At 63.0% G+C, this 20,686-nt stretch carries 21 protein-coding genes; 18 read left to right on the forward strand and 3 right to left on the reverse strand.

The window, feature by feature from the left end:
• Positions 1-48: 48 nt before the first annotated feature.
• A complete protein-coding gene (locus ASE52_RS01785; RefSeq protein WP_057223305.1) occupies positions 49-852 on the forward strand; it encodes an enoyl-CoA hydratase/isomerase family protein in 804 nt (267 codons plus the stop codon).
• 64 nt (positions 853-916) lie between these two features.
• Positions 917-2,491, forward strand: coding sequence for a malonyl-CoA synthase (locus tag ASE52_RS01790; RefSeq protein ID WP_057223307.1), 1,575 nt, complete (start codon positions 917-919; stop codon positions 2,489-2,491).
• A gap of 57 nt (positions 2,492-2,548) precedes the next feature.
• Here ASE52_RS01790 and ASE52_RS01795 read toward each other — a convergent pair whose 3' ends face one another.
• A complete protein-coding gene (locus ASE52_RS01795) occupies positions 2,549-3,508 on the reverse strand; it encodes a LysR substrate-binding domain-containing protein (RefSeq protein ID WP_057223308.1) in 960 nt (319 codons plus the stop codon).
• 227 nt (positions 3,509-3,735) lie between these two features.
• Here ASE52_RS01795 and ASE52_RS01800 point away from each other — a divergent pair, with 227 nt between their 5' ends.
• The 6 genes from ASE52_RS01800 to ASE52_RS01825 all read left to right on the forward strand — a co-directional run bounded on the left by ASE52_RS01800 (position 3,736) and on the right by ASE52_RS01825 (position 9,573).
• Positions 3,736-4,968 (forward strand): amidohydrolase family protein, encoded by a 1,233-nt coding sequence (locus ASE52_RS01800; RefSeq protein ID WP_056747221.1) that lies wholly within the window; start codon positions 3,736-3,738, stop codon positions 4,966-4,968.
• A 45-nt stretch (positions 4,969-5,013) separates the two neighbouring features.
• A complete protein-coding gene (locus ASE52_RS01805; protein ID WP_057223310.1) occupies positions 5,014-6,234 on the forward strand; it encodes an ABC transporter substrate-binding protein in 1,221 nt (406 codons plus the stop codon).
• A gap of 92 nt (positions 6,235-6,326) precedes the next feature.
• Positions 6,327-7,202 (forward strand): branched-chain amino acid ABC transporter permease, encoded by an 876-nt coding sequence (locus tag ASE52_RS01810; RefSeq protein WP_057223312.1) that lies wholly within the window; start codon positions 6,327-6,329, stop codon positions 7,200-7,202.
• A gap of 12 nt (positions 7,203-7,214) precedes the next feature.
• Positions 7,215-8,096: a branched-chain amino acid ABC transporter permease gene (locus ASE52_RS01815; protein WP_057223313.1), complete on the forward strand. Its 882-nt coding sequence runs from the start codon at positions 7,215-7,217 to the stop codon at positions 8,094-8,096.
• The gene (locus ASE52_RS01820) at positions 8,093-8,863 is read left to right on the forward strand and encodes an ABC transporter ATP-binding protein (RefSeq protein WP_082606729.1); all 771 of its coding nucleotides are present in this window, start codon (positions 8,093-8,095) and stop codon (positions 8,861-8,863) included. The genes ASE52_RS01815 and ASE52_RS01820 overlap by 4 nt, the downstream gene beginning before the upstream one ends.
• Positions 8,860-9,573 carry an ABC transporter ATP-binding protein gene (locus ASE52_RS01825; RefSeq protein WP_057223318.1) on the forward strand — a complete coding sequence of 238 codons (714 nt, stop codon included), beginning with the start codon at positions 8,860-8,862 and terminating at the stop codon, positions 9,571-9,573. Before ASE52_RS01820 ends, ASE52_RS01825 begins: the two co-directional genes overlap by 4 nt.
• 122 nt (positions 9,574-9,695) lie before the next feature.
• Here the strand turns inward: ASE52_RS01825 and ASE52_RS01830 are convergent, their stop codons facing one another.
• A complete protein-coding gene (locus ASE52_RS01830) occupies positions 9,696-10,139 on the reverse strand; it encodes a universal stress protein (RefSeq protein WP_010460646.1) in 444 nt (147 codons plus the stop codon).
• A 189-nt stretch (positions 10,140-10,328) separates the two neighbouring features.
• Between ASE52_RS01830 and ASE52_RS01835 the strand changes: the two genes are divergently transcribed.
• The 9 genes from ASE52_RS01835 to ASE52_RS01875 all read left to right on the forward strand — a co-directional run bounded on the left by ASE52_RS01835 (position 10,329) and on the right by ASE52_RS01875 (position 18,329).
• The gene (locus ASE52_RS01835) at positions 10,329-12,725 is read left to right on the forward strand and encodes a cation-translocating P-type ATPase (RefSeq protein ID WP_057225084.1); all 2,397 of its coding nucleotides are present in this window, start codon (positions 10,329-10,331) and stop codon (positions 12,723-12,725) included.
• Positions 12,725-12,862: a cbb3-type cytochrome oxidase assembly protein CcoS gene (ccoS, locus tag ASE52_RS01840; protein WP_010460651.1), complete on the forward strand. Its 138-nt coding sequence runs from the start codon at positions 12,725-12,727 to the stop codon at positions 12,860-12,862. Before ASE52_RS01835 ends, ccoS begins: the two co-directional genes overlap by 1 nt.
• Positions 12,863-12,926: 64 nt before the next feature.
• Complete coding sequence (ccoN, locus tag ASE52_RS01845; protein WP_010460653.1) at positions 12,927-14,366, forward strand: cytochrome-c oxidase, cbb3-type subunit I; 1,440 nt, start codon at positions 12,927-12,929, stop codon at positions 14,364-14,366.
• 17 nt (positions 14,367-14,383) lie between these two features.
• Positions 14,384-15,016: a cytochrome-c oxidase, cbb3-type subunit II gene (gene ccoO, locus ASE52_RS01850; RefSeq protein ID WP_010460654.1), complete on the forward strand. Its 633-nt coding sequence runs from the start codon at positions 14,384-14,386 to the stop codon at positions 15,014-15,016.
• 12 nt (positions 15,017-15,028) lie between these two features.
• Positions 15,029-15,166 carry a cbb3-type cytochrome c oxidase subunit 3 gene (locus ASE52_RS01855; RefSeq protein WP_010460656.1) on the forward strand — a complete coding sequence of 46 codons (138 nt, stop codon included), beginning with the start codon at positions 15,029-15,031 and terminating at the stop codon, positions 15,164-15,166.
• A gap of 23 nt (positions 15,167-15,189) precedes the next feature.
• Positions 15,190-16,092: a cytochrome-c oxidase, cbb3-type subunit III gene (gene ccoP / locus ASE52_RS01860; RefSeq protein ID WP_057223320.1), complete on the forward strand. Its 903-nt coding sequence runs from the start codon at positions 15,190-15,192 to the stop codon at positions 16,090-16,092.
• Positions 16,093-16,184: 92 nt separating this feature from the next.
• On the forward strand, positions 16,185-17,630 hold the full coding sequence (gene ccoG / locus ASE52_RS01865) for a cytochrome c oxidase accessory protein CcoG (RefSeq protein ID WP_057223322.1): 1,446 nt from the start codon (positions 16,185-16,187) through the stop codon (positions 17,628-17,630).
• A 71-nt stretch (positions 17,631-17,701) separates the two neighbouring features.
• Positions 17,702-17,983 carry a FixH family protein gene (locus ASE52_RS01870; RefSeq protein ID WP_057223323.1) on the forward strand — a complete coding sequence of 94 codons (282 nt, stop codon included), beginning with the start codon at positions 17,702-17,704 and terminating at the stop codon, positions 17,981-17,983.
• A 52-nt stretch (positions 17,984-18,035) separates the two neighbouring features.
• Complete coding sequence (locus ASE52_RS01875; RefSeq protein ID WP_057223326.1) at positions 18,036-18,329, forward strand: hypothetical protein; 294 nt, start codon at positions 18,036-18,038, stop codon at positions 18,327-18,329.
• 60 nt (positions 18,330-18,389) lie between these two features.
• Here the strand turns inward: ASE52_RS01875 and fnr are convergent, their stop codons facing one another.
• The gene (gene fnr / locus ASE52_RS01880) at positions 18,390-19,112 is read right to left on the reverse strand and encodes a fumarate/nitrate reduction transcriptional regulator Fnr (protein WP_010460666.1); all 723 of its coding nucleotides are present in this window, start codon (positions 19,110-19,112) and stop codon (positions 18,390-18,392) included.
• A gap of 186 nt (positions 19,113-19,298) precedes the next feature.
• On the opposite strand from fnr, the gene hemN reads away from it, so the two are divergent.
• Positions 19,299-20,681 carry an oxygen-independent coproporphyrinogen III oxidase gene (gene hemN, locus ASE52_RS01885; protein ID WP_057223329.1) on the forward strand — a complete coding sequence of 461 codons (1,383 nt, stop codon included), beginning with the start codon at positions 19,299-19,301 and terminating at the stop codon, positions 20,679-20,681.
• Positions 20,682-20,686: the final 5 nt, after the last annotated feature.

Raw genomic sequence — 20,686 nt, forward strand, 5'->3', positions numbered from 1 at the left:
GCCAGTTTTTGTGGGGCGTGGACTTTGCAATCGTGATGGACAACGAATATGTCGGGTGAAGTGTTGATGGATGCCGGTGAGCGCGGTGTGGTGCATGTCACCTTGCGCCATGCTGGGCGGCTGAACGCGATGTCGCGGGGCATGTGGCGGCAGCTGCGCGAGGTGTTTGAAGACATCCAGCGCCGCAGCGATGTGCGCTGTGTGCTCATCGCGGGTGAGGGCGATGCCTTCTGTGCGGGCGGGGACATTTCGGAATACCCGGGTTTTCGGTTTGACGCGGCTGCCTTGCGCGACTTTCATGAGAACGATGTCTGGGGCGGGCTGAACGCCATGCTTTTGTGCGACGTGCCCGTCGTGGCCCAGATCAGCGGTGCCTGCATGGGCGCTGGGGTGGAGATTGCCAGCTGCTGCGACATCCGTGTTGCGGGCAGCGCCGCCCGATTTGGCGCCCCCATCGCCAAGCTCGGTTTCCCCATGGCCCCGCGCGAGGCGCAGCTGGTGGCCGGTGCCGTGGGCGACATGACGGCCCGGCAGATGCTGCTGGAAGCCGCCACCTTCAGCGCTGCCGACATGCTGGAGCGGGGTTTCTTAAGCCGGGTGGTGGCCGACGACAGGGTGGCCACCGAGGCCTTGGGCAGCGCGCAGCGCATTGCAGCATTGGCACCCCAGGCGGCCCGCATGAACAAACAAACATTTCGAGCATTAAAAGTGCCTCTGGCGCTTGATGGTAAAGCGCAGAATGCTATAAAAAATATAGCATCCGATGCGCCCAATCCCTACGCGTATGCGGACAGCGCCGAGCACCGAGAAGGCATCACTGCGTTTCTTGAAAAACGCGCTCCCGTGTTCTGACGGGCCTTGCCCACTTTTTTTGTTGATCTGACCTTTTGCAACTTTGCAACTTTGCACCACTGCCATGAGCCAACACAACCTCTTCAGCGCCCTGCGCGCAGCCTTTCCTGCAGACCTGGGCAGCACCGCCGTCGAAACGACGGCGCCCGATGGTGCCCCGCTGCTCTACACCTGGGCCGACCTGGACCACGCCAGCGCGCGCATCGCCAACCTGCTCACCGCGCTGAAACTGCCTGAAGGCAGCCGCGTGGCCGTGCAGGTCGAGAAGTCGGTCGAAGCGATGCTGCTGTACCTCGCCACCTTGCGTGCGGGCTATGTGTTTTTGCCCCTCAACACGGCGTACCAGAGCGCCGAGATTGAATACTTCATCGGCAACGCCGAGCCTGCGGTGGTGGTGTGCAGCCCTGGCAACTTCGGCTGGGTGTCCAAGATAGCGTTCACGCTCGGCACGCAGCATGTATTCACCCTGGGCGACGACCGCACCGGCAGCCTGCTGGACCGCGCCGCGCACCATGGCGACACGCACACGCCTGTGCAGCGCAAGGCTGACGACTTGGCCGCCATCCTGTACACCAGTGGCACCACGGGCCGCAGCAAGGGCGCCATGCTTACGCACGGCAACCTGCTGTCGAACGCACAGGTGCTCAAGGACTATTGGGGCTGGACGGCTACCGGAGGGCCTGAAGGCCGTGGTGATGTGCTGATCCATGCGCTGCCCATCTTCCACGTGCATGGCCTGTTCGTGGCCATCCATGGCGCGCTCATCAATGGCAGCAAGATGATCTGGTTCAGCAAGTTCGACCCCAAGGCCGTGCTCGCCGCCATGCCGCGCGCCACGGTTTTCATGGGGGTGCCCACGCTGTACGTGCGCCTGCTGGCCGAGTCCGGCTTGAACAAGGAGGCCACGAAGAACATGCGCCTTTTCATCGCTGGTTCCGCGCCGCTGCTCATCGAAACCTTCACCGAATGGCAGCAGCGCACCGGCCACACCATCCTGGAGCGCTATGGCATGAGCGAGACCATCATGCTCACCTCCAACCCCTATGCCGCCGACAAGCGCCATGCGGGCCAGACCGAGCGGCGCGGTGCCACGGTGGGCTTCCCGCTGCCCGGGGTGGGCCTGCGGGTGGTGGACGACGCCAACAAGCCTCTGCCCGTGGGTGAGATCGGCGCTATCCAGGTCAAGGGCCCCAACGTGTTCAAGGGCTACTGGCGCATGCCCGAGAAGACAGCCGAAGAGTTCACGAAAGACGGCTGGTTCAAGACCGGCGACGTGGGCAAGGTGGATGAGCGCGACTATGTGAGCATCGTGGGCCGCAGCAAGGACCTCATCATCAGCGGCGGCTACAACGTCTACCCGGCCGAGATCGAGGGCTACATCAACGACATGCCGGGCGTGGCCGAAAGTGCGCTGGTGGGCGTGCCACACCCCGACTTTGGCGAAGTGGGCGTGGCTGTGGTCATTGCCAAGCCCGGCGCACAGCTCAACCCTGAGGCCATCGTGGCATCGCTCAAGTCGCAGCTCGCCAACTTCAAGATCCCGAAGAAGTGTTTTGTGGTGCCCGAGCTGCCCCGCAACACCATGGGCAAGGTGCAGAAGAACCTGCTGCGCGAGCAGCACAAGGGGCTGTTTGCCTGACGTGGACCCGAGGGTGGGTGTGCTGCGCCAGCTGCGCGGGGTCACTCACCCCGCCGTCTAGCCCGCCGCTGAGGCTTGGGGGCCGCAGAAAATGCAGGGTGTTGCTGCGGGGGCTGTGGCCCCATCGGCATGGTTGCAGCAATGCTCCAGCCACCCGGCCACCAGCCGGTACACCGACAGGTTGGTGCGTGCCGTAGGTGCACACAGGTAGTAGCCCAAAGGGCTTTCAAAGCGCTGGGCCAAGGGCTCGATCAGGGTGCCTGCCGCTAGCTCGTCCTCCACCAGGCAGGTGGGCACAATGCCCACGCCAAAGCCCGACACGGCGGCACGGATGATCAGCGAGTACAGGTTAAAGCCCGGCCCGAACCGGCTGGCGCTCGCGTCCAGGCCGTTGGCTTCCATCCAGTCCTGCCAGGCCAAAGGCACCTCAATGTGCTGCAGCAGCGTGGCGCGCATCAGGTCTTGCGGGGTGTTCAGGGGCAGGGCGGCCTGCAGTTGCGGGCTGCACACGATGCTGGTTTCCTTGCCAATCAGGTAGCGCGCATTGGCGCTGGGCCAGTTGCCGTAGCCGTACTGGATGGCAGCGTCGAACTCGTGCGGCGTCGCAAAGTCGTGCGCGTGCTGGTAACGCACAAAGTTCAGCGACACCTGCGGCAGCGTGCGCTTGAAGTGGCCCAGGCGCGGAAACAACCACTGCGCCGCAAACGTGGGCGGCACGGACAGGTTGAGCGAGCCACCATCGCCCCCGTACGACATGAGCTGTGCCGTGGCCGATTCCAGCGCGGCCATGGCCGGACGGGTGGCGTTCAGGTAGGTAGCGCCTGCCTCGGTCAGCTCTAACCCCGTGGCCTTGCGGATGAACAGCTTCTGGCCCAGGTAGTCCTCCAGCGCCGCGATGTGGCGGCTGATGGCGCTTTGCGTCACGCACAGCTCGCGCGCGGCCATGGTGAAGGCCTGGTGCTTGGCGGCGGAGTGAAAGGCGTTCAGCTCAGAGATGGTGGGGCACAGGCGGCGCATAGATGTAGCCTAGGGGGTATGAGTAGGGCTCATGGGATGGTGAGATTTTAGGCGTTGCGGATATGGGCAATTGGCCCGATAAATGCGTCCTGTGACAGCAACGTGTCAAGCGCCACACTCTGTAGATGCTGCAATGCACCAGATGGATGCTTGATGGTCTTCATGGCCCTCTGAAAAAGCAGGCTATGAGTAATTTTGAAGCCATCGCGCCCACTTTGACGAATCTCATGACCTCTTTGTTGATTGAAAACAGCCGTGTGCTGGATGTCCACGCGCTCACACTGCGCACCGGCCTGTCCGTTCTGGTGCAGGACGGCCGCATTGCAGCGGTAGGCACCGACCTGCAGGTGCCAGAAGGGACCACCACGCTCGACGCCAAGGGCATGACCCTGATGCCCGGCCTGATCGACTGCCACGTGCACGTGGTGGCGTCTTCGTTCAACCTGGGTGCCGTGGCCAAGATGCCCAACGTGTTCACCATGATGCGCTCGCTGCCCATCATGAAGGGCATGCTGGAGCGGGGTTTCACCACCGTGCGTGATGCGGGCGGCGCCGACTGGTCGCTGGCCGAGGCGGTGCGCACGGGGCTGGTGCAGGGGCCGCGCATCTTCCCTGCGGGCAAGGCGCTGTCGCAAACCGGCGGGCATGCGGATTTCCGTCAGCGCAACGATGACCTGGATGTGTGTTCGTGCGCCTACAAGCTCGGCAACATCGGCCGCGTGGTCGATGGCGTGGATGCTTGCCGCCTGGCGGTGCGTGAAGAAATTCTGAAGGGCGCCACGCAGATCAAGGTGATGGCTTCGGGCGGCGTGGCCTCGCCCAACGACCCGATTGGCAACCTGGGCTATTCCGAGGCCGAGCTGCACGCCATTGTGGAAGAGGCATCCAATGCCAACACCTATGTCATGGCCCACGCCTACACGCCCCGCGCCATCGCCCGCGCCGTGCGCTGCGGCGTGCGTACCATCGAGCACGGCAATCTGGTGGATGCGCCCACGGCAGAGTTCATGGCCGAGATGGGGGCTTTCATGGTGCCCACGCTCATCACCTACGAGGGCCTGGCCAACGAGGGCGAGCGTTATGGCCTGCCTGCGGTGTCGATTGCCAAGATCGATTCGGTGCGGGGCCAGGGCAAGCAGGCCATCGAGATCCTGGCCAAGGCGGGCGTGAAGATGGGCCTGGGCAGCGACTTGCTGGCCGAGACGCATTATCTGCAGTCGGACGAGTTGCGCCTGCGCGCGGAGATTCTGGGCAACGGCCCGGTGCTGCAGCAGGCCACGCTGATTGGCGCGGAGATTCTGGGCCAGCAAGGCCAGCTGGGCGAAGTCACGGCCGGTGCCATTGCCGACATCTTGCTGGTCGATGGCAACCCGCTCACCGACATCACCTGCCTGCTGAACCAGGGCGAGCGCATTCGCGCCATCGCCAAGGACGGCGTGTGGGTCAAGAACACCCTTTGAGTTCCTTTCATCCCCTCACCCCCATCCCCCCTACCGGAGATCACCATGCAACGTAGAAATTTCGTCAAGCTCGGCGGCGCCGCAGCGGCTCTGCAGTTCCTTCCCTCCATCGGTTTCAGCCAGCAAGGTGAGGTGTTTCGGATTGGCTCGCTCACGCCCATCACCGGTGCAGGCAGCCCCTACGGCCCGGGCATGCAGCAGGCCATTCGCCTGGCCGTGGATGAGGTCAATGCCGCGGGCGGCGCGGGTGGGCGCAAGCTCGAACTCTTCACCGAAGATGACCAGACCAAGCCCGACGCGGCCGTGCTGGCCGCCAAGAAGCTGATCGAGGTGAACAAGGTGCAGGCGGTGCTGGGCACCTGGGCCTCGGGCGTGACACTGGCGGTGATGCCGCTGACCGACGCGGCAGGCATCATCCAGATGAACGTGTCCGGTGCGCCCGCCATTTCCACGCTGGACACCAAGGACCTGGTGTGGCGCTTTCAGGCCACCAACGACCGCTTTGGCGCGGCCTTTGCCGAGATCTGCACCAAGCGCGGCTTCAAGCGCCCGGCCACCATGGCGTTCAACAACGCTTCGGGCCTGGGCAACGTGGAAGGTTTCACCAAGGCCTGGGAGAAACGCGGCGGCAAGGTGGCGGCGCACGTCACGTACGAGCCCAGCCGCCCCAGCTACCGCAGCGAGCTGCAGAAGATTCTGGCGGCCAAGCCCGATGTGATCGTGATGGGCTCGTACCTGCCCGACACCACCATCATCCTGCGCGAGTGGTTCCAGTCCGGTGCGGACACCAAGTGGATCATCCCCGGCTGGGCGGCCAACCCCGATCTGGTGAAGGCCCTGGGCGCAGAGGTGTGCGAGGGCATCATTTCGGTGGACACGGTGTCCAACGAAAAGAGCGCCTCCTACGCCCAATTTGATGCCGCCTTCACCAAGGCCACGGGCAAGGCAGCCTCCACCAACATCTACGCAGCCATGGCGTACGACATGGTGATCTCGCTGGCGCTGGCCATGGAGGCTGCTGGTCCCAAGGCCACGGTAGAGCAGATCAACGCCAAGCTGCGCGATGTCTCCAACGCCCCCGGCACGGCCGTGTTCACCTTTGCCGAAGGCAAGGCGCAACTGGCCAAAAAGGCCAAGGTGAACTACGAAGGCGCATCGAGCAAGCTGGACTTTGACAAGGTGGGCGATGTGACGCCGGACTTTGGCGTGTTCATCATCGAAAAGGGCCAGCTGGTGCGGCGCGACGTGGTGTCCATCACGATGTGATGGACCGCGCCCGGTGCGCCTGCCAGGTGCAGGCCCCGGGCATTTTTTTGCGGCGCACAGCGCAGATGTGCACGGGATGACGGAATGACGCAATGACCTGGATCGACTTTGTAAACCTGCTGATCAACGGATTGATCGAAGGCCTGGTGGTGGCACTGCCTGCCCTGGCCATGACCCTGGTGATGGGCGTCAACCGCTTTCCCAACGCAGCCACGGGCGACATGCTCACCACTGGCGCCTACGCTGCCGTGGCGGTGCAGCTGCTGGGGGGCTGGCCGCTGTGGGCGGCCGCGCTCATCAGCATGGTGGTCACGGCCGTGGTGTCGGCGGGCTCGTACACGCTGATCTTTCGCAAGCTGGCCGGGCGGCCCATGGTGTCGTCCATGCTCGCGGCCATTGGCCTCGGGTTTTTGCTGCGCAGCCTGATCGGTTTTTTTGCCGGGCATGACCAGCGTACGTTTGACCTGCCCCTGGTGCGCGCCTGGAACTTTGGTGGCATTCGCGTGTTGCCCACCGACCTGGCCATTGCGGCGGTGGCCGCCGTTTGCCTGCTGGTGGTGTTTGTGCTGATCTACCGCACTAGCTTTGGCCGCCAGCTGCGCGCCGTGGCCGACAGTGCGGACTTGGCGCGCGCCAGCGGCATTCGCGCCAATGGGTTGATGCTGAGCCTGTGGCTGTTGGTGGGTGCGTTGTCCTCGCTGGGCGGCGTGCTGCTGGGCATGAAGGCCGTGGTCAGCCCCGAGATGGGGTGGGAGAGCCTGATCCCCGCGTTTGCGGCCATGGTGCTGGGCGGCATTGGCAGCCCGGTGGGCGCGGTGCTGGGTGCGCTGCTGCTGTGTGTGGCGCAAGAGCTGGCGGTGCCGCTGATGGGGCCGTCGTACAAGCTGGTGCTGTCGTTTGTGGTGTTGGCCCTGGTGCTGCTGGTGCGCCCGGCGGGCATCATGGGCCGCGTGCAACTGGTGCGGTAAGGAGTTCGACCGATGATTGCTTACCTGTGTGCCATTGGCATTGTGGCCCTTATCTACTGTCTGCTGGCGCTGGGCCTGAACCTGCAGTTCGGCCTGACCCGGTTGGTCAACTTTGGCGTCGTGGCGTTCTTTGCCGTGGGCGCCTACACATCAGGCCTGCTGGCGCTGCAAGGCGTGCCGCTGGTGCTGTGTTTTGTGGCGGCGGCCGTGCTCTCGGGCTTGCTGGCGCTGCCTATTGGCCTGCTGTCGCTGCGCTTGCGGGACGACTACCTGGCCATCGTGACGCTGGGTTTTTCGGAGGCGGTGCGCATCTCCATCCAGCAAGAAAGCTGGCTGACCAAGGGCGTGCAGGGCTTGCCCGGCTTGCCCAAGCTGTTTGCGTCCTGGGGCAGCGGTGTGTCGGACATGGCAATTTTTGCCACGCTGCTGGCGGTGGTCGTTGTGGTGGCTTGGGGCACGGTGCGCCTGGCGGCCAGCCCGTTTGGGCGGCTGCTCAAGGCCATTGGCGACGATGAGCCCGCGTTGTCGGCCCTGGGCAAGGACCCTGCCTGGTTCAAGGTGCAGGTGTTCATGCTGGGGGCGGCGCTGGCGGGTGTGGCAGGGGCGTTCTATGCGCACTTCATCACCTTCATCACGCCAGAGCAGTTCATCCCGCTCATCACGTTCTATGTGTGGATGGGACTGGTGATGGGCGGCTCAGGCACGGTGCGCGGCGCGGTGTTTGGCTCGCTGCTGCTCATGGTGTTTCTGGAGGGCTCGCGCTTTGCCAAGGACTGGGTGCCGGGCGTGTCAGAAGTTGGCATGGCCAGCCTGCGTTTGGCTGCGGTGGGCCTGGCGCTGATTCTGGTCACCCTGTACAAGCCCAACGGCCTGTTTGGAGGCAAAACCCAATGACCGCAACAACGATGCTGAAGGTGGAGGCCGTCACGCGGCAATTCGGGGGCTTCAAGGCGGTGGACGGTGTGTCGCTGCAATTGAACGCAGGTGAGATTCTGGGCATTGCAGGCACCAACGGTGCGGGCAAGAGCACACTGTTTGCCGCCATTGCCGGGCAGCAGCCAGCGGATGCAGGGCAGATCCAGTTTGAGGGGCGGGACATCACCCGCATGCCCCCATACCGCCGGGCGCGGCTGGGGCTGGTGCGCACGTTCCAGATTCCGCGCGAGTTCAAGAGCCTCACGGTGCACGAGAACCTGATGGCGGCCGCCGCCAACCCGCAGGGGGAGCGGCTGGTGAATGCCTTCTTCCAGACGCGCAGCCTGCGCGAACACGAGGCGCAACTCTCCGTCAAGGCCGACCGCATCCTGCAGTTTTTGAACCTGGCGCGGGTGCGCGATGTGACGGCGGGGGGCTTGTCGGGCGGGCAGAAGAAGCTGGTGGAGCTAGGCCGCGTGCTGATGCTGGACCCGCGCTGCATCTTGCTGGACGAGCCGTTTGCCGGAGTGAACCCGGTGCTGATCGAAGAGATTTGTGACCGCGTGCGCGAGCTGAACGGGCAGGGCATTGCGTTCATCGTGATCGAGCACCACCTGCAGGCGCTCAAATCGCTGTCCAACCGCATGATCGTGATGGACCGGGGCTCCATCCTGGCCGAGGGGGACCCGCACACGGTGCTGGACGACCCGCGTGTGCAGGAAGCCTATATGGGAGGGGTGGTATGAGCGGCGCAGACAACTTGCTGCAGATCGCGCAATTGCGCGGCGGGTATTCCGAGGTGGACATCATCCACGGCATTGACCTGACCGTGGCGCCGGGCGAGATCGTGACCATTGCAGGCACCAACGGCGCAGGCAAGTCCACCCTGGTGAAGGCGTTGCTGGGCCTGCTGCCACGGGTGGCGGGCACCATCCACCTGGGCGGGCGCGACATCACGGCCTTGTCGGCCGAAGACCGCTTTGACGCAGGGCTGGCCTACGTGCCGCAGGTGGCCAATGTGTTCCCGTCGCTCACCGTGCGCGAGAACCTGTTGGTGGTGCGCGGCGTGGCAAACATCAAGCGCCGCATGGACGAGGTGCTGACCGACTTTCCGGCGCTGGTGGAACGATTGCCTCAGCCCGCCAGCAACCTCTCGGGCGGCGAGCGCCAGCAACTGGCCTTTGCGCGGGCCCTCATGCCATCGCCGCGCATCATGGTGCTGGACGAGCCCACGGCAGCGCTGGCGCCCTCGCTGGTGGGCAAGGTGTTTGACATGGTGCAAAAGCTGCCCGCCGCAGGCGTGGCGGTGCTGATGGTGGAGCAGCGTGCGCGCCAGGCGCTGCAGATCAGCCAGCAGGGCTACATCCTGGACCAGGGGCGCTGCGTGCTGCAGGGCCCGGCGCAGGGGCTGCTGGCCGATGAGCGCATGGCGCAGTTGTATCTGGGCAATCACTGAGCCGCCCCCAATCCAGCCGGCCATGAAAAATCCCCGCTAAGGCGTTGCGCCTTAGCGGGGATTGCTATATATTTGATAGCTTGTAGCGATTGATGGATAAGCGCTAGCACCTGTTTTTATACTTAACGCAGCACCAGCACAGGGATGTGCGAGTGCGTCAGCACATGCTGCGTTTCGCTGCCCAGCAGCAGGCGCTTGAGGCCCTTGCGGCCGTGGGAAGCCATCACGATCAGGTCGCACTTGTGCTTCTTGGCGGCCGAGATGATGGCCTCGGCCACGAGGTCGGATTTGGCGATGACGGCCTTGACTGTCACCCCCTGGGCGCCGCCCTGGGCTTTCACGCCATCGACCATGGCCTGGGCCGCGTCGCCCCATTGCGATTCGATGCGTTTCACGTCATTCGTATCGACGGGCATGCCGCCTTCGAAGTAGCTGCGTGGGTAGCGTGGCACCACCTTGAGGGCTACCGCAGATGCGCCGGTGAGGGCGGCCAGGGACAGCCCATGTTCCACGGCCTTGTCCGAGAGGGGTGAGCCGTCCGTTGCGATCAGGATGCGCTTGTACATAAAAGATCTCCTCAAAGTGATGGAACGAGCTTAGGATGAATCATGTTCCGGGACTTGATGCAGGTCAATGTACGTGTCATGTCCGAACGATAGGCTTGAACCATGTCAATGTTTCGACCCGGTGCGCCGGCCCCATCCCCGGTGCATGCGCTTGGTGCTGTCCCTGGTGCGGAGCCCCCCGCGCAGGCCATGCTGCTGGATGATCCGCAGGAGTGGCCGGCGTTCGGTCGCCCCCTTGCGCCAGCGGACAAGGCACCCGCAGATCCTGCCACTTGCGCCTGGGACTCCCACGTGGTGCTGGAGGGGATGCACTGCGCGGCCTGCGCGCTCACGATTGAGGATGCCCTGCGGAGGGTGCCTGGCGTATTGCAGGCAGACGTGAGTGCCGCCACGCGCCGCGCGCGCGTGGTGTGGCAACCCTCGCAGGTGCAGCCCTCGCAGTGGATGGAGGCCGTGCACAAGGCGGGCTACCGGGCCATGCCCGCCATGGATGCCTTTGTCCGCGAGCAGCGCCAGCGCGAGAGCCGCCGCGCCCTGTGGCGCTGGCTGGTAGCAGGCTTTTGCATGATGCAGGTGATGATGTATGCGTGGCCCGCGTATGTGGCGCAGCCCGGGGACTTGACGGGCGAGATGGAGCAACTGCTGCGCTGGGCCTCATGGGTAATCACGCTGCCCATGGTGGTGTTTTCGTGTGGCCCCTTTTTTGCCAGCGCGCTGCGCGACGTCAGGCAGCGCCGGGTGAGTATGGACTTGCCCGTGGCGCTAGGCATGGCCATCACCTTTGTCGTGAGCACTGCGGGCACCTTCGACCCCGCAGGCATCTTCGGCAAGGAGGTGTACTACGACTCTTTGACCATGTTTGTCTTCTTCCTGCTTACCGGACGCTGGCTGGAGCTGCGCCTGCGCGACCGCACGGCCGGTGCGCTGGAGGCTGTGATGAACCGCCTGCCCGACAGCGTGGAGCGGCGTGCGGCCGATGGCAGCTTTGTGCGCGTGGCCACGCGCCGCGTCGTGGTGGGTGACACCATTCGCGTGTTGCCGGGTGAGGCGTTTCCGGCCGATGGGCGCATCACCCTGGGCAACACCCATGCGGATGAATCCTTGCTGACGGGTGAGTCCACCCCCGTGGCGCGCGCTGAGGGCAGCGTGGTCACGGCGGGCAGCTACAACCTGCAGGCGCCGGTGGAGGTGCATGTAGAAGGCACGGGCGGGCAGACCCGCTTTGCGCAGATCGTGGCGCTTATGGAAAGCGCGTCGTTGCAGAAGCCACGCCTTGCCCAATTGGCTGACCGCATTGCCCGCCCCTTTTTGCTGGCGGTGCTGGTGGCGGCGGGCTTGGCTGCGGTGTACTGGTGGCCGTCTGACCCAGGGCATGCGCTCATGGTGGCGGTGGCCGTGCTCATCGTCACCTGCCCCTGTGCGCTGTCGCTGGCGACCCCGGTGGCGATGCTGACGGCCGCTGGCACGCTGGCACGCCACGGCGTGTTGGTGCGCAACCTGCAAGGGCTGGAGGCGCTGGCCCGCGTGGACACCGTGGTGTTCGACAAGACCGGTACGCTCACGCGGGACGGCATGGCGTTGCAGGCCGTGCGCACGGCCAGTGGGTGGACCGCCGAGGAAACGCTGTCCCTGGCTGCTTCCCTGGCGCGCCACTCGATGCACCCGGCATCGCGCGCGGTGGTGGCGGCCGCTACGGCGAGTGATGGTCGCTGGGGGGTGGCTGGTTGGCAGGAGGACGCGGGGTTGGGTTTGGTAGCCATGGTGTGCGACACCAGGAACGCAGTCCAGCCCGCGCGCAAGGTCCGACTCGGATCTGCGCACCACGCAGGCGTGGCGGCGGACGATGCCAGTACCGCGCTGCAGGTGGTGCTGTCGGAACAACATGCCGATGGCACGGTGTCAGAGCTGGCCCGTTTCGACCTGGTGGAAGACCTGCGCCTTGAGGCGCCCGCCGTGGTGGCTGCGCTGGAGCAGGGTGGCGTGGCGGTGCAATTGCTGTCGGGCGACCGCATGGGCGCGGTGCAGCGTGTGGCGGCACAGGCAGGCATTGCGCAGGCGGCGGGCGAGTGCACGCCGCAGGGCAAGCTGGCTGCATTGCAGGCGCTGCAGGCTGCTGGCCACCAGGTGGCCATGGTGGGCGACGGTTTGAACGATGGCCCGGTGCTGGCCGGTGCGCACGTGTCCTTTGCGTTTGGCCGCGCAGTGCCGCTGGCGCAGTCGCAGGCCGATTTTGTGGTGCTGGGCGACAGCCTGGCTTTGGTGCCACAGACCGTGCTGCTGGCGCGCCGCACCTTGCGCGTGGTGCGCCAGAACCTGTGGTGGGCGGCGGGCTACAACGCGTTGTGCGTTCCGCTGGCGGTGGTGGGCTGGATGCCTGCCTGGCTGGCCGGGCTGGGCATGGCGCTGAGCTCATTGTTGGTGGTGCTCAATGCGGCACGTCTCGCACGTGACCTGCCTCCGCTGCCCGGGATGCAGGAGATGCCGCGGAAGGAGGAGGGGGCTCTGTCTCCTTCCTCAGTCCTTTCTGCCAGCAGTGCATTGCAGCCGTCCCTGGATCTTTCGAAGACAACCCTGGAGCCTGTCTGATGGACATCCTTTATCTCCTGATTCCGCTGTCTGTGATGCTGGTTCTTTTGATTCTGGGAGGGCTGTGGTGGGCGGTGTACCACGGCCAGTTCGAGAGCGTGGAACAAGAAGGCGAGCGCATTCTCCGAGACGGTTGACTTGTGTCAATGCCCGATAGCCCCGACTGCAACAAACTCTTACTGCATTACAAAGAGGTGCCCGATGGATTCTCCAAAAACAAGTGCTGCACACTACAACGATACGGTGGTGCGGCAGTTTTCTATCATGGCCGTGGTTTGGGGGGTGGTTGGCATGCTGGTGGGCGTCATCATTGCCGCCCAACTTGCCTGGCCTGAGCTCAACTTCGGCATTCCGTGGCTCAGCTATGGGCGCTTGCGCCCGCTGCACACCAACGCGGTGATCTTCGCGTTCGGCGGCTGCGCGCTGTTCGCCACCAGCTATTACGTCGTGCAGCGCACGAGCCAGGTCCGCCTGTTCGCCGGGCCGCTTGCGGCGTTCACGTTCTGGGGTTGGCAGCTGGTCATCGTGGCCGCAGCCATCAGCCTGCCGCTGGGCTACACGTCCGGCAAGGAATACGCAGAACTTGAATGGCCCATCGACATCCTGATCACGCTGGTCTGGGTGTCCTACGCCATCGTGTTCTTTGGCACGATCGGCGTGCGCAAGGTCAAACATATCTACGTGGCCAATTGGTTCTTCGGCGCGTTCATCCTGGCCGTGGCGTTGCTCCATGTGGTCAACAGCGCTGCGATTCCCGCGGGCTTCATGAAGAGCTACTCGGCCTATGCCGGCGTGCAGGACGCCATGGTGCAGTGGTGGTATGGGCACAATGCGGTGGGCTTTTTCCTGACCGCTGGTTTCCTCGGGATGATGTACTACTTCATCCCCAAGCAGGCAGGCCGTCCGGTGTACAGCTACCGCCTGTCCATCGTGCACTTCTGGGCGCTGATCTTCACGTACATGTGGGCCGGCCCCCATCACCTGCACTACACCGCGCTGCCCGACTGGACGCAATCGGTGGGCATGGTGTTCTCGCTGATCCTGCTGGCCCCCAGCTGGGGCGGGATGATCAACGGCGTGATGACGCTGTCGGGCGCCTGGCACAAGCTGCGCGACGACCCCATCCTGCGCTTCCTGATCGTGTCGCTGTCGTTCTACGGCATGTCCACGTTCGAAGGTCCGATGATGTCCATCAAGACCGTCAATGCGCTCTCCCACTACACCGACTGGACCGTGGGCCACGTGCACTCGGGCGCGCTGGGCTGGGTGGGCCTCATCTCCATGGGCTCGCTGTACTACCTGGTGCCCCGCCTGTTCGGCCGCGAAAAAATGCACTCCATCAAGGCGATTGAGCTGCACTTCTGGATGGCCACCATTGGCATCGTGCTGTACATCGCCGCGATGTGGATCGCCGGCGTGATGCAGGGCCTGATGTGGCGCGCCATCAACCCCGACGGCACGCTCACCTACACCTTTGTGGAAAGCGTGAAGGCGACCTATCCGTTCTATGTGATCCGTGTGGCCGGTGGTTTGCTGTACCTGGGCGGCATGGTAGTGATGGCCTGGAACGTGTGGGTGACTGCGATCTCCGGCCGTTCGGTCAAGGTGGCGATCCCTGCCGTGAATGCGGCCCACGCCTGAGCCGAAGGAGATAACTCATGTCTAACAACAACCCATCGAATTCGACCGGCTTCTCCCATGAAAAGGTGGAGACCAACAACTTCCTGATGATCGTGCTGATCCTGCTGGTGATCGCCATTGGTGGCCTCGTAGAGATCGTTCCGCTGTTCTTCCAGAAGTCTACGACCGAAGCGGTCAAGGGTGTCGAGCCCTACAACGCCATGCAACTGGTGGGCCGTGACATCTACATCCGTGAAGGTTGCTACAACTGCCACTCGCAGATGATCCGCCCCTTCCGCGCTGAAACGCTGCGCTACGGGCATTACTCGGTGGCGGGTGAGTTTGTGTATGACCACCCCTTCCAATGGGGCAGCAAGCGCACGGGCCCCGACCTGCACCGCGTAGGGGGCAAGTACAGCGATGAATGGCATCGCATCCACCTGAACAATCCGCGCGACGTGGTGCCCGAGTCGAACATGCCCGCCTACCCCTGGTTGGAAAAAAATGCCGTGGAACCCGCCAGTGTGGCCCCCCGCATGAAGGCCTTGCGCACGGTGGGGGTGCCTTACACCGACGAGCAGATCGCTGCATCTGCCGCCGACGTCAAGGGCAAGACCGAGATGGAAGCGCTGATCGCGTATCTGCAAGTCATGGGCCGCGCGCTCAAGTAAAGGAGATTCGCCATGGACATCACCACCATGCGCATCGTTGCCACGCTGGCATCGATGGCCTGCTTTGTCGGCATTTGGGTCTGGGCCTATCGGGGCCGCAACAAGGCCCGGTTTGACGAGGCCGCGCGGCTGCCCTTTGAACAAGATTGATCCCACCAGAACGAGAACACCCCATGAGTGACTTCACCAGCAATTTCTGGTCGGTCTTTGTGACCACACTGACCCTGGTCGGCATCATCGCCTGCGGCATCCTGCTGTGGATGGCGGGCCGCAAGAAGGTGATGGCCACCGCCGACAACACCACTGGCCACGTCTGGGACGAGGACCTGGTCGAGATGAACAACCCCCTGCCGCGCTGGTGGGTGTGGTTGTTCGTCATCACCATCGTCTTCGGCTTTGGCTATTTGGCGGCCTACCCAGGTCTCGGCAGCTTTACCGGCAAGCTCAACTGGACGCAAAAGGGCGAATACGAAGCCGAGATGGCCAAAGCCAAGACCGAACTGGAGCCGCTGTATGCCCGCTTTACTTCGATGAAGCCGGAAGACATTGCCAAGGACCCACAGGCACAGGCCATTGGCGAGCGCCTGTTCATGAACAACTGTGCGCAATGCCATGGCTCGGATGCCCGGGGTAGCAAGGGCTTCCCCAATCTGGCCGATGGCGATTGGCTTCATGGCGGCGCGCCCGAGAAGATCCGGGAAACGATCGAGAAAGGTCGCGTCGGCAACATGCCTCCCATGGCTGCGGCAGTGGGTTCCCCTGAAGATGTGCGCAATCTCTCACACTACGTGCTGAGTCTGTCTGGTAGCCCCCACGATTCGCTGCGTGCTTCGCTGGGCAAGTCCAAGTTCACGGCATGCGCAGCCTGCCACGGTATGGACGGCAAGGGCAATCAGGCACTGGGTGCCCCGAATCTCACTGATGACATCTGGCTGCATGGCTGGGGCGAGGCGGCCATTACTGCCATGGTCAACAACGGCAAGGTCAACCAGATGCCCGCTCAGGCGGACAAGCTCACAGAAGCTCAGATCGGTGTACTGTCGGCCTACGTCTGGGGCCTGTCGAACGGCAAGTAGGCGCCCTGCACGCTAAACCTTGGACGGTACTTTGGTGCCGCTCCAAGGATTGTTTGAACTGAGTACTTCGAAGCAAACGGATCGACACCACCATGAAGCCACCCAGCGAGCCCGCTCGCAAGGTCATCCCGATTTCACCGATTGCATCCGATGGCTCGTCGCAGGGCGAGATTGTGTCTCTCTACGAGGCGCAAAAGAAAATCTATCCACGCTCCATCAGTGGCGTGTTTGCACGCTGGCGCTGGGGCATGGTGTTTCTCACGCAGCTCGTTTTTTACGGGCTGCCCTGGTTTGAATGGGGGCAGCGCCAGATGGTGCTGTTTGACCTGGGGGCTCGGCGGTTTTACATCTTCGGCCTGGTTCTGTACCCCCAGGATTTCATCTACCTCACGGGCCTGCTCATCATTTCTGCGCTGTCGCTGTTCCTGTTTACGGCGGTGGCGGGGCGGTTGTGGTGCGGATTTGCGTGCCCGCAAACGGTCTATACCGAAATGTTCATGTGGATCGAGCACAAGATCGAAGGTGATCGCAGTGCCCGACTACGGCTGGACAACGGCCCATGGACCTTCGAGAAAGTCCGCAAGAAGTTCTTCAAGCAGGTGATCTGGATCGCGGTGGCGCTGTGGACTGGGTTTACGTTCGTGGGCTATTTTGTGCCCATCCGTGAGCTTGGTGCGGAGTTGCTGGTGATGCAGGGGGGCTGGCAGATATTCTGGGTGCTGTTCTACGGCTTTGCCACGTATGGCAATGCGGGCTACATGCGCGAGCAGGTGTGCAAATACATGTGCCCCTATGCGCGCTTTCAGAGCGCCATGTTCGACAAGGACACGCTGATCGTCAGCTATGACGTGGAGCGGGGCGAACCGCGCGGCCCGCGAAACAAGAACATCGATCACAAGGCCAAAGGTCTGGGCGACTGTATTGACTGCACGCTGTGCGTGCAGGTATGTCCCGTGGGCATCGACATCCGCAAGGGGCTGCAGTATGAGTGCATTGGTTGCGGGTTGTGCGTGGATGCTTGCAACACGGTCATGGACAAGATGCACTACCCAAAGGGGCTTATCCGGTTTTCCACACAGAACGGCGTGGCGCAGCGGTGGAGCCAGTCGCAGATCCTGCGCCGGGTGCTGCGGCCGCGTGTGCTGATCTACAGCGCAGTGCTGGTAGCCCTGTGCGTGGGCATGATGGCGAGCCTTGTCACGCGCACGCCGCTCAAGGTCGATGTTGTGCGTGACCGCGCTGCGCTCTCTCGCATCGTCGCCGGTGGCAAGCTGGAGAACATCTACCGCCTGCAGATCATGAATGCAACCGAAGGACCCCAACGCTATCGCATCGGTGCGCGTGGTCTTGAAGGGCTGGAAGTGGCGTCCGATGCTGAGGTGGAAATCGGAGCGGCAGAGTCCCGGTGGGTGGCTGTCCGACTGCAGATACCGTATGGTTCGGCGCCTTCAGGATCGCACGCTGTGCAGTTCGACGTGCAGGCACTCGGCGGGGCCGCCCATGTGACTGAGAAATCCGTGTTTCTGGTGCCGCGGTAACGCGCGTGCACACTGGTGCAAGGTCTTCGCGGGCCTTGCTTTGACGAAAAATATTTTTGAGGAGTCATCACATGCCATCCAGTTCCGCCCTCGGCACTGCCCCTTCCGCTACGTCGCCATGGTGGAAGTTCGGCCATGTCTGGTTGATCATCGCTGGTCCTGTGATCGTGATCATTGCGGGTTTTGTCACCCTCTGGCTGGCGATTTCGCGTCCCGATCCCGTGATCGCCGAGGACTATTACCGCCAGGGCATCGAGATCAACAAGACGCTGGAGACTCCACACAAGAGCCTGGCTCCCGCGATGAAAGGCCGCAACCATGCGGCCACTCCGGTCCAGGACCAGCCGCGCTGAACACCCCCTGGCCGTGCGGTTTGTCTGCGCGGCCTTACCAGGAGAAAAATCAATGTGGACGCAACGCCTGATGTGGATTGCATGGCCCGCCTTCTTGATGGCAGGCGTCATGGAGGTGCTGGTTTTTGCGATGGTGGATCCGCAGGACTTGCACTGGTTTCGGCAGCCGTTGGCGTTGTCGCGTCAGGGCGTCTACACGCTTGCTTTTTTCGCGTTCTGGATGATCACCATGGCGTCCAGCGCATTGACGACATTGTTGGCGATGTCGCCCTTTGAACTCAACCGCTGCCCGGTCCCCGAAGGGGATCGCCCCGATGACTGTCAAAAGACTTCATCTTGCCCTTGATGGGCTGCGGTAGCTGGCCGGTAGATACGGAGAGAGGCCGCCGCCAACGCATCGCCTTGGTCAGTGGCAGGCCTGCTGGTTGTTCACGATGCGCTTGAGCGCATCGGTTTCCAGGATGCGCACATGGCGCTGCTTGACCTCGACAATACCTTCTTCCACAAACTTGGAAAATGTGCGGCTCACGGTTTCGAGCTTGAGCCCCAGGTAGCTGCCAATTTCCTCACGCGTCATGCGCAGTACGAGTTCGGACTGTGAAAACCCACGGGCATGCAAGCGTTGCACAAGGTTCAGCAGAAACGCTGCCAGGCGTTCCTCGGCGCGCATGCTGCCCAAGAGCAGCATCACCCCATGCTCACGCACGATCTCGCGGCTCATGATCTTGTGCACATGGTGTTGCAGCGCGGTGACCTCGCGGGACAGTTCTTCGATGCGGTCAAAGGGCATGACACAGACTTCTGCGTCTTCCAGGGCCACTGCGTCGCAGGTATGGTGATCGTTCACGATGCCATCCAGGCCGATAATCTCGCCCGCCATCTGGAAACCAGTGACCTGGTCGCGCCCATCTTCGGTGGCTACACAGGTCTTGAAGAAGCCGGTGCGGATGGCATAGAGCGATGTGAAGGCTTCGCCGTTGCGAAACAGCGTTCCGCCCCGCTTGATCTTGCGGCGGACGGCAACGACTTCGTCAATGCGTTGCAGTTGGTCTTCGCTCAGGCCAACCGGCATGCACAGCTCGCGCAGGTTGCAGTTAGAGCAGGCGACTTTGATGGTGAGCGGGTTCATAGGCACAGGGGCTGGGTTAGGTTTGAGCATATCGCCTCATCTGCCTGTAAGACAGGCTTGTGGGTACGGATGGGCGAATGACATGCATCAAATTGTCGCTGTTCGGCCCCGTGCATCACTTGATTCAGGTCAAGGACATGAGGGTCAGCTTACGGCACAGTCAAAGTGTATGCAAGGAATTTGCCCATGACTGCTGTTTCGCCTGATCTTCTGCGCCGTTTCGACGTGCCAGGGCCCCGCTATACCTCTTATCCAACCGCCGACCGTTTCGTCGAGGCGTTTGGGCAGGACGACTATGCGCTTGCACTGGAGCAGCGCAGGCTGGGCTCCATGACGAAGGCGTTGCCGTTGTCACTGTATGTGCACATCCCATTTTGCGAGTCGCTGTGTTACTACTGTGCGTGCAACAAGATCATCACCAAACACCATGATCGGGCAGATACCTACCTGCGGTACCTGAGCCGCGAAATCGATCTGCACACAGCGCACTGCGGGACGGGGCAGGTGGTGAGCCAGCTGCACCTGGGTGGTGGTACGCCTACTTTTTTGTCCGACGACGGCTTGCGTGAACTCATGGCCATGCTCAAGCGCAGCTTCTCGCTGGCGCCGGGCGGAGAGTATTCGATTGAAGTAGATCCCCGCACCGTCAATGCCGACCGCCTTGCCGTGCTTGCGGAACTCGGGTTCAATCGACTGAGTTTTGGAGTGCAGGATTTTGATCCTGAGGTTCAAAAGGCTGTTCATCGCATACAGCCTGCCGAGCAGGTGTTTTCGCTGGTGGAGTCCGCACGTTCGCTGGGTTTTGAATCCATCAATGTGGACTTGATCTACGGCCTGCCGCGCCAGACGCCCGAGTCGTTTGATCGCACGCTGACCCAGGTTGTGCAGCTGCGGCCTGACCGCATCGCCCTGTATGCCTATGCCCACCTGCCGGAGCGCTTCAAGCCCCAGCGCCGCATTGTTTCTGCCGAGTTGCCCACGGGGGCGGGCAAGGTGTCGATGCTGTCCCGTTCGCTGGCTGCCTTCATGGACGCTGGGTACGTGTATGTGGGCATGGACCACTTTGCGTTGCCGGCCGATGCATTGGCGGTTGCCAAGCGCCAGGGCCGTCTGCACCGCAACTTCCAGGGCTACAGCACACAGCCCGATTGCGATCTGATTGGCCTGGGCGTGTCGGCGATTGGCCGGGTGGGGGCGACCTACAGCCAGAACGCAAAAACTCTGGACGAGTACTACGATTTTCTGGACCAGGGGCGCTTGCCAGTGGTGCGTGGGCTCGCCCTGACCCGCGATGACCTGGTACGCCGCGCCGTCATCATGGCGTTGATGTGCCAGGGCGAGTTGTTGTTTGAGCCCATGGAGCAGGCCTGGTTGATCGACTTTCGGGCTTACTTCTCTGCCGAGCTGGAGCAACTGGAACCCATGGCTGAGCAGGGACTCGTCGTGGTGAGACCCGACGGGGTCGAGGTGACGGCCATGGGCTGGTTCTTCGTGCGCGGCATCGCCATGGTTTTTGACCGTTACCTGCAGGCAGATCGCAACCGAGCCCGTTTTTCGCGCATCATCTGACTCTC

This window comes from Acidovorax sp. Root275, assembly GCF_001428965.1.
GTDB lineage: Bacteria > Pseudomonadota > Gammaproteobacteria > Burkholderiales > Burkholderiaceae_C > Acidovorax > Acidovorax radicis.

What these genes read in the sequence shown, in the direction of transcription:
- ASE52_RS01790 (WP_057223307.1), top strand. Translation starts at nt 917, where the DNA reads ATGAGCCAACACAACCTCTTCAGCGCCCTGCGCGCAGCCTTTCCTGCA.
- ccoS (WP_010460651.1), top strand. Translation starts at nt 12,725, where the DNA reads ATGGACATCCTTTATCTCCTGATTCCGCTGTCTGTGATGCTGGTTCTT.
- ASE52_RS01855 (WP_010460656.1), top strand. Translation starts at nt 15,029, where the DNA reads ATGGACATCACCACCATGCGCATCGTTGCCACGCTGGCATCGATGGCC.
- hemN (WP_057223329.1), top strand. Translation starts at nt 19,299, where the DNA reads ATGACTGCTGTTTCGCCTGATCTTCTGCGCCGTTTCGACGTGCCAGGG.
- ASE52_RS01835 (WP_057225084.1), top strand. Translation starts at nt 10,329, where the DNA reads ATGCTGCTGGATGATCCGCAGGAGTGGCCGGCGTTCGGTCGCCCCCTT.
- ccoO (WP_010460654.1), top strand. Translation starts at nt 14,384, where the DNA reads ATGTCTAACAACAACCCATCGAATTCGACCGGCTTCTCCCATGAAAAG.
- ASE52_RS01830 (WP_010460646.1), bottom strand. Translation starts at nt 10,139, where the DNA reads ATGTACAAGCGCATCCTGATCGCAACGGACGGCTCACCCCTCTCGGAC.
- ccoN (WP_010460653.1), top strand. Translation starts at nt 12,927, where the DNA reads ATGGATTCTCCAAAAACAAGTGCTGCACACTACAACGATACGGTGGTG.
- ASE52_RS01820 (WP_082606729.1), top strand. Translation starts at nt 8,093, where the DNA reads ATGACCGCAACAACGATGCTGAAGGTGGAGGCCGTCACGCGGCAATTC.
- ASE52_RS01875 (WP_057223326.1), top strand. Translation starts at nt 18,036, where the DNA reads ATGTGGACGCAACGCCTGATGTGGATTGCATGGCCCGCCTTCTTGATG.
- fnr (WP_010460666.1), bottom strand. Translation starts at nt 19,112, where the DNA reads ATGAACCCGCTCACCATCAAAGTCGCCTGCTCTAACTGCAACCTGCGC.
- ASE52_RS01785 (WP_057223305.1), top strand. Translation starts at nt 49, where the DNA reads ATGTCGGGTGAAGTGTTGATGGATGCCGGTGAGCGCGGTGTGGTGCAT.
- ASE52_RS01810 (WP_057223312.1), top strand. Translation starts at nt 6,327, where the DNA reads ATGACCTGGATCGACTTTGTAAACCTGCTGATCAACGGATTGATCGAA.
- ASE52_RS01800 (WP_056747221.1), top strand. Translation starts at nt 3,736, where the DNA reads ATGACCTCTTTGTTGATTGAAAACAGCCGTGTGCTGGATGTCCACGCG.
- ASE52_RS01815 (WP_057223313.1), top strand. Translation starts at nt 7,215, where the DNA reads ATGATTGCTTACCTGTGTGCCATTGGCATTGTGGCCCTTATCTACTGT.
- ASE52_RS01870 (WP_057223323.1), top strand. Translation starts at nt 17,702, where the DNA reads ATGCCATCCAGTTCCGCCCTCGGCACTGCCCCTTCCGCTACGTCGCCA.
- ASE52_RS01795 (WP_057223308.1), bottom strand. Translation starts at nt 3,508, where the DNA reads ATGCGCCGCCTGTGCCCCACCATCTCTGAGCTGAACGCCTTTCACTCC.
- ccoP (WP_057223320.1), top strand. Translation starts at nt 15,190, where the DNA reads ATGAGTGACTTCACCAGCAATTTCTGGTCGGTCTTTGTGACCACACTG.
- ASE52_RS01825 (WP_057223318.1), top strand. Translation starts at nt 8,860, where the DNA reads ATGAGCGGCGCAGACAACTTGCTGCAGATCGCGCAATTGCGCGGCGGG.
- ccoG (WP_057223322.1), top strand. Translation starts at nt 16,185, where the DNA reads ATGAAGCCACCCAGCGAGCCCGCTCGCAAGGTCATCCCGATTTCACCG.
- ASE52_RS01805 (WP_057223310.1), top strand. Translation starts at nt 5,014, where the DNA reads ATGCAACGTAGAAATTTCGTCAAGCTCGGCGGCGCCGCAGCGGCTCTG.